Annotated in this window: 2 protein-coding genes; both read left to right on the top strand. The window is 54.4% G+C overall.

Annotation, left to right across the window (positions count from 1 at the left end; all coding sequences use genetic code 11):
* Window positions 1-182 precede the first annotated feature (182 nt).
* A complete protein-coding gene (locus B3F49_RS03895; RefSeq protein WP_293909098.1) occupies window positions 183-854 on the top strand; it encodes a TatD family hydrolase in 672 nt (223 codons plus the stop codon).
* Window positions 811-1148: tRNA threonylcarbamoyladenosine dehydratase (locus B3F49_RS03900; RefSeq protein ID WP_293909108.1), on the top strand; the 338-nt coding region annotated here is incomplete at its 3' end. The genes B3F49_RS03895 and B3F49_RS03900, both read left to right, overlap by 44 nt.

The raw sequence follows: 1148 nt of genomic DNA on the forward strand, positions 1-1148 counted from the left end.
CCCGGTGTCATCCTCGACTACAACCAGAGCTGGTACGCAGGATTGCTGGGCATTGCAGCAGCTGCGCTCTTCGCCTACAAGCGACAGGGAATGATCATCCCCATCCTGCTCTCCATCGGCGTAACATACCTTGCTCTTCTGCTCTAGCTTGACCTCCTGGGCCCCGGGCCGTACCATAAGGCATGTTTGACGCTCATCGACACATAAGTGACTGCGAAGCAACCGAAAATGCCCTCTATGCAACCAGTAGTCCCTCTGAATGGCCAAGCCTGCTGAATCTTGGTTCGTCGGCAGTGGGGGGTATCGGGATCCTGCCTTCCGAGTTCCCCGGTGACCCGGATGCTGTCTATGAAATGCTTGTCTCACATCCCGACCTGCAGATAGCCGAGGTTGGTTTGGACCGCCGATATCCAAACAGGGAGACCCAGCGAACCTTTCTTGCCCAAATGCTGCACATGGGCTTCGAGCTTGGCCGCAGCGTCAGCCTGCACTGCGTACGGGAGAACGGCCTATTGTTGACGGTATTGAGAAATGAGCGCAAATACCTGCCGCCGTTGTTGTGGCATGGTTGTACTGCAAGTTTTGAAACGATTGCAGAGGCGGTGCGGTACCAAGTCATCCCATCCTATGGACCGAATATCTACAAAAGCAACCTTCGATCACGCATCCAACAGATACTAGAGCTTCCTTTCGCCTTGGAAACCGACTTCACAGGCTTCGAACGCGACTATGCACAGCTTTTCGCAAACCATATTGCAGCCTTTTGCAGCCTCAGCGGGTACAGCGAAGAGCAACTGGAGAACCACAACGATGAAATCAGAACAATTCTTACGCATAACAAGACTTCTCGGTGAAGATGCCGTCCAATCGCTGCACGAAAAGCGAGTCGTGTTGGTTGGACTGGGTGCTGTGGGGGGCATGTGTCTGGAATCTTTGGTGCGCAGCGGCGTCGGCACGTTGCGGATCGTCGATTTCGACACCGTTGGAATCACGAATCTCAATCGACAGATACTTGCGACGTATGATAGCCTGGGCCGGCTGAAAACCGAAGTGGCGGCAGAACGCATACGGGCGATATATCCCGAATGCAACCTTGAGGTCCTCCCCCTCTTTGTGCACCAGGAGACGCTGGGGCAAATCCTTGAAGG

The sequence above is a fragment of the Sphaerochaeta sp. UBA5836 genome (genome assembly GCF_002432845.1).
Lineage (GTDB): Bacteria > Spirochaetota > Spirochaetia > Sphaerochaetales > Sphaerochaetaceae > Sphaerochaeta.